The following is a 5,142-nucleotide window of genomic DNA, read 5'->3' as shown; positions in this document are numbered from 1 at the left end:
GATCCCGGCCCGGATCGCCAACCGGGCCCGACGACTGCACCTGCACCTACCCACCAACTGGCCCTGGCAGGACGCCTGGGCAGGCATGTACGCCGGCGCCTACGCCCCCGCCTGACACCCACTCCTGCCCCGACGAGGAACGACCCCAAGTGGAAAAGCCGGGCAGACCGGCGGCTCCCGCGCGCCCCGACGCCGAACTCGCTCAGCAAATCCTCTCAGCCCGCATCTCAATTCCCCCAGGAACCCGCTCGGCGGATCGAGGCTGAGAAGGGCCTCGCCAAGTACCTGCAGGCAAACGTGGGTGAAGTGCCGCCTAACCCTGACCCCGTCTCTCCCGTCGCCGGCCCCGAGGCTTGCCGGGAGGCCAGGCTGAACGCCTTCCGCGCCTGGCTGGCGGAGGCGGCACGGCACACCCCGGTGGTGGATGTGGATTGGGCCGCTGCGGTCCCGCTGGAGCAGGCTGGCCCTCACGGGCAGATCGTCCACGGACCGGGCGCTTCGGTCGCGGTGCTCGACCTTGGGGACGGGGCGCTGACGGCCCAGGGGGTGGAGGAGGCCGTCCGTGCCCTGCTTGAGGATCCGCGCGCAGGGCTGCCCGAGCTGCCCGTGGGACGGGTCACAGCGTCGTCCTACTTCTCGACCGACGCCGCGTGGTCCGCGTCTGCATGCGATGTGGTGAGCACCTGCCCCGCCGATGAGGAGCCCTACGTATACGACCGCGACGACCACTTGGCCGTCCAGGATGCCGCGAGAGCACTGGCGCCGCTTTCGGATCAGGGGAGCTGGCTGGTCACTCACCCCTACGACCCTGCCGTTACCACGCACCTGGCCCTGCCGGAGGAGGTCTACGAACAGTTCATGGGGTTGGGCCCGGGCCGCCGCGACCAGGCGATGCGGACTGGTACCCACCAGCGCCTCTACGGCTGGTTGGCGTTCCCGGACGTGTGGAGACCGGGTGATCTGCCGCTCCAGAGTGATGAGGTCCTTTTCCCGCGTATTCAGTCCTATGAGGTGGTCGTGCCGTGAGGCCAGACACCGCGACGCCCCGGCAGCGGGGCCGTGTCGAGCGAATCATCTCGCTCGACACGGCCCGCGGCTTGTTCCTCATCGCGTCGGTAAGCAGCGTCTCCGTTCTCCCACCTGTCCCGGGGTGGTTGCAGCATCCTGCCTGGTTCGGCGTGACCATCTACGACTTGATCTTTCCGCTTTTCGTGACACTGTCCGGGGTCGGCTTGGCGTTCGCCTACCGTCGCGCCAGCGACTGGCGTGCTACCACTCGTCGAGTCGTGGTTCTGGTGGTGGTGGGCGTGCTGTACACGGCCGTGTACTCCGGCCACTACGACGTTTCTACCCTGCGGTTCACGGGGGTGCTTCAGCTGTATGCCGTCTTAGTACTCGTCTCCGCACTGCTGCACACTGTCACGCGTACCGCACGCGGGTGGGCCACGATCACCGTGGTAACGGCGGTCTTGGGCTCGTTGGCGTACGCGTGGTTTCAGGCCCGATGTCCCGGGCAGGTGCTGGCCCCGACCTGCAACCCGTCCGGAGTGCTCGACCTGCGCATCTTCGGTGAGCATGCATATGCGCAGGGAGCGAGGCGGCACGACCCTGAAGGCGTCGTGGCGATCGCCGGGGCCTTCCTGACCGCGGCGGCGGGAACGACGGCCGGCCACCTCGCGCTGGACGCCCGACACGGAAGCCGGCGCGTCGGGCTGGTCCGCATTGCCGCCTGGACCATCATGTGCGCGGTCCTCGGAGCGAGCCTGACGCTGGTCGTCGAACCGTTCAAGCGGCTGTGGACGCCGAGTTTCGCCCTGCTCGCCGGAGCCCTCGGGCTGGCGATCTTCCTGGCCGCCTACGCAGTCTTCGACGTGTTGCTGGAGCGGGCCGCGGGGCCGAGCGCCCGTGACCGGGCGGGCTGGCCGCTCGCCGCGCTGGGTAGGAACTCGTTGCTGGTCTACTTTGGCTCGCACCTGACCGCAGCACTGCTGCTGCGTTACGGAGGTGAGGTTCCATGGGCTCAGCAGATGGGGGCGACGCTCTCGTTCCTAGGGGGACCGCAGGTCGCCTTCGCCACGGTCAGCCTGATGCTGTGGTGGGGTCTCGCCGCGCTACTGCACCGCCGCCGCATCTACATACGACCCTGACGGGACGCTGCTCGCGGTCCGCGCACGCACCGTGACAAGATTTCGTTGCTGGCCGACGATGTGCGGCCTAGGAAGACGTTGAGCGCTGGGGGTCTGGACGCTACGCGTTCACGGCGGCAGATCCGGACGTTAGGGGTTGGTGAATCTCTCCCAGGCTGACTGACGGGTCATGCCGAGGGCGGTGCCGATGCGTGCCCAGCTGATGTCGCGGTCGCGGGCTGCTTGGACCCAGGTGGCGAGGTGGGCCTCGACCTGTTGGCCGGCGCTGGCGACCTGTGGGAGGCGGGCCAGCAAAGTGTCATCGTCGAGGGTGCTCCACGGCAGGACGGGGCCGTCGACGTCCTCCTCGCTCGGTGTCGAGGCGAACAGGTCGAGGGCGCCTTGGGCGCACTGCCGGCAGATCGCCGCCAGCGGGGAGGCGACCAGTCTGCCTGTCTCGCTGCGGGAGCGCAGGCAGTAGCTGCACAGGACGTCGGAGAGCACGGCCCCAGTATGTCAACGTCAGGCCATACCTGACATACAGTGTCAGGCATGTCCTTACATGCGCGTGGCGATGAGACCCCCACAAGTCGGGGAGTGCAGTGGTTCACGGCCACCGCCGCGGTGGAGTCGGTCGGTGACAGCCTGGCCAGGTCCTTGCTGCCGATCGTGGCGGTGAGCGTGCTGGGCGCGGGGACGGCCACGGTCGGGGTGCTGAACTCCTTGGGGCTGGGCGCGTTCCTGCTGCTCGCGTTGCCGGTGGGGGTGCTGGCCGACTGTTGGTCTGCCCCGGTGTCGATGATGACGGTCAGCAGCCTGGTGCGCGCTGGTGCGACCCTGGGCGTGGTCGCTGCGTGGGCGGCTGGGCAGCTCTCCGGGGCGGTTGGGCTGATGCTCCTGCTGGCCTTCGCGTTGACCATCGGCATCGCTGACGTGGTGTTCACTGCTGGGCAGGGACTGCTGGTGCCCCGTCTGGTGGAGCCGGAGGAGATCCGCGGGGTGTTCGGTCGGATGCAGACCGCTACCCAGGCGGGCGGGGCGATCGGCCCCCTGGTCCTGTCGGGCCTGCTGGCGTTGCTGGCCGCGCCCCTGGTCTGGGTCGCCTCGACCGTGATGTACCTGGTCTCCGCCGCAGCCCAGCGCGGGATCGCACCGTTGCGTCCGGGCCCGCCGCCCCAACCTCGCGTCTCGATGTGGGCTATGGCACGGGCCGGGACCGGGCAGCTCTTCGCCCATCCCTTGCTCGCCCGGATCACCGTGGCCAACGTCCTGAACAACGCCGCGGTCATGGCCGCGAACACCCTGCTGCCCGTGATCGCCCTCACCGTGCTCGGACTTGCCCCGGCTGTGTACGCGGGGATCGGTGTCGTCGGCGCCCTCGCCGGCATCGCTGGCGCCATGACCGCCTCCACGATCACAGCCAGGCTCGGGCTACGCATCACCCGGCTCGCGAGCTCTGCTGCAATGACGCTCGGGGCGGTGCTGGTCATGCTCACGGCCACCCAGACCCTGCCCGGCCCGCCCGCAGCATGGCTGGCGCTGCAGAGCGCGCTGGCCGCCTCGGCCACTGCGGTCGCAATGGTTGCCGGGTCTGACCTGGCCCCACGGCTGGTCGACCCCGAACGACTCGGCACCGTTCTGGGAGCTCAACGCACGCTCGTGCTCGGCATCATGCCCGTCGCTGCCGTGACCACCGGCCTCCTCGGCAGCACTCTGGGCACCATCACCACCACGTGGGTGTGGCTGGTCCTCGCCGTCACCTCCGCCGTACCCATCCTGACCCTCCCAAGAGGAGAGGAATCCAGACCTGAGCTCTGACGCACGGCGGCAGAACAGGATGCCTACAGCTCGTCGAGCAGAGCCAAGTCGTGAAGGTCGACGGCGCGCGGGGAGTAGCCACCTCGAAGCTCTCGGGCTCGCTCGGCGCTGGCCACGACGACCGCTTGGCCGTCGATGAGGCCGGTGACTCTCTGCTCAGCAGGGTGGAGGTACACCTCGCCGTCGAGACCTTGCTGTACTCCGTTGCCGGCCGGGTCGAAGCGCATTGCGTGGACGTCTACTTGCCCCAAGGGACTCGATAGCTGCACGCGGACTGGTCGCCAATCCTCGGTGACCCGGTAGCCGCGGGAGGTGAGCCAGGCCATGAAGTCGGCCTCGTGATCTTCGTCGATAAACACGTCGAGATCTTGGTGGGGGCGAGTCTGTCGTCCCACGAGCGCATCGACGCCCCATCCGCCGTTGACCTGATAGACCACCCCGTGGGCGTCAAGCCAGGCGACGATCTGCACCACCTCGGCGGCAGTCATCTGGGGGAAGTTCTCCATAGGAGAAGTCTCCCTTCCCGTCCACCGGGGTTCTTGCGGCCCGCGGCAGTACCGCGCGTTCGCGACTCGGCCTGTAAGAGAGACTCAACCGCATGCTGATCACTCCTCTCCCGTCCGAGCTGGAACACGATGCGGTACAGCTGTGGCGCGACTGCGGACTGACCCGTCCGTGGAACGATCCAGGCGCCGATCTGGGGCGTGCCCTCGAGGGCCCGTCGTCCACGGTTCTCGCGGCGGTGACGGACGGGCAGCTTCTCGGCACGGTGATGGCGGGGCAGGACGGTCATCGTGGCTGGGTGTACTACCTGGCCGTCCAGCCCGGCCATCGTGAAGCCGGGATTGGGCGTGCCCTGATGAACGCTGCTGAGTCATGGCTACGCGAGCAGGGCATACCAAAGCTGCAGCTCATGGTGCGTGCTGACAACACTGCCGTCATCAAGTTCTACGAACGGCTGGGCTATGTGGATCAACGGGTCGCTGTCCTTGGTCGATTCCTCGACGAGGAGCTACAAGCGCTACGTGAACAGAACTCGTCGGAGCGATTCCGCTAGGACCGCAGGGCAAGGACGAAGCCCGGCCACCAGAAGCGACCAGCGGCATGAGCGCGCACTGGATGGAGGCCAGCCGTGCCAAACTCGGGCATGCCTGATCAGCGCCTGCACGCCCTTGCCGCCGTTGACGAAGCCCTGCAG

Annotated in this window: 6 protein-coding genes; 4 read left to right on the top strand and 2 right to left on the bottom strand. The window is 68.2% G+C overall.

What is annotated here, in order from left to right; genetic code table 11:
* The first annotated feature begins 306 nt into the window (after window positions 1-306).
* Window positions 307-1,026: a hypothetical protein gene (locus BJF81_RS11690; protein ID WP_075958494.1), complete on the top strand. Its 720-nt coding sequence runs from the start codon at window positions 307-309 to the stop codon at window positions 1,024-1,026.
* A complete protein-coding gene (locus BJF81_RS11685; protein WP_075958493.1) occupies window positions 1,023-2,147 on the top strand; it encodes a heparan-alpha-glucosaminide N-acetyltransferase domain-containing protein in 1,125 nt (374 codons plus the stop codon). The genes BJF81_RS11690 and BJF81_RS11685 overlap by 4 nt, the downstream gene beginning before the upstream one ends.
* 129 nt (window positions 2,148-2,276) lie before the next feature.
* Here the strand turns inward: BJF81_RS11685 and BJF81_RS11680 are convergent, their stop codons facing one another.
* Window positions 2,277-2,630: a ClpX C4-type zinc finger protein gene (locus BJF81_RS11680; protein WP_075958492.1), complete on the bottom strand. Its 354-nt coding sequence runs from the start codon at window positions 2,628-2,630 to the stop codon at window positions 2,277-2,279.
* 48 nt (window positions 2,631-2,678) lie between these two features.
* On the opposite strand from BJF81_RS11680, the gene BJF81_RS11675 reads away from it, so the two are divergent.
* A complete protein-coding gene (locus BJF81_RS11675; RefSeq protein WP_083664186.1) occupies window positions 2,679-3,944 on the top strand; it encodes an MFS transporter in 1,266 nt (421 codons plus the stop codon).
* A 23-nt stretch (window positions 3,945-3,967) separates the two neighbouring features.
* Here the strand turns inward: BJF81_RS11675 and BJF81_RS11670 are convergent, their stop codons facing one another.
* Window positions 3,968-4,450 (bottom strand): nucleotidyltransferase domain-containing protein, encoded by a 483-nt coding sequence (locus BJF81_RS11670; RefSeq protein WP_083664185.1) that lies wholly within the window; start codon window positions 4,448-4,450, stop codon window positions 3,968-3,970.
* Between the two features lie 92 nt (window positions 4,451-4,542).
* Here BJF81_RS11670 and BJF81_RS11665 point away from each other — a divergent pair, with 92 nt between their 5' ends.
* The gene (locus BJF81_RS11665) at window positions 4,543-5,001 is read left to right on the top strand and encodes a GNAT family acetyltransferase (RefSeq protein ID WP_075958490.1); all 459 of its coding nucleotides are present in this window, start codon (window positions 4,543-4,545) and stop codon (window positions 4,999-5,001) included.
* The last annotated feature ends 141 nt before the right edge of the window (window positions 5,002-5,142 follow it).

It is taken from the genome of Ornithinimicrobium sp. CNJ-824 (assembly GCF_001942405.1).
Classification (GTDB): domain Bacteria; phylum Actinomycetota; class Actinomycetes; order Actinomycetales; family Dermatophilaceae; genus Ornithinicoccus; species Ornithinicoccus kibberensis.
The sequence above is the reverse complement of the archived record's forward strand: the minus strand, read 5'-3'. Positions and strand labels throughout refer to the sequence as shown.

What these genes read in the sequence shown, in the direction of transcription:
- BJF81_RS11675 (WP_083664186.1), top strand. Translation starts at nt 2,679, where the DNA reads ATGTCCTTACATGCGCGTGGCGATGAGACCCCCACAAGTCGGGGAGTG.
- BJF81_RS11670 (WP_083664185.1), bottom strand. Translation starts at nt 4,450, where the DNA reads ATGGAGAACTTCCCCCAGATGACTGCCGCCGAGGTGGTGCAGATCGTC.
- BJF81_RS11665 (WP_075958490.1), top strand. Translation starts at nt 4,543, where the DNA reads ATGCTGATCACTCCTCTCCCGTCCGAGCTGGAACACGATGCGGTACAG.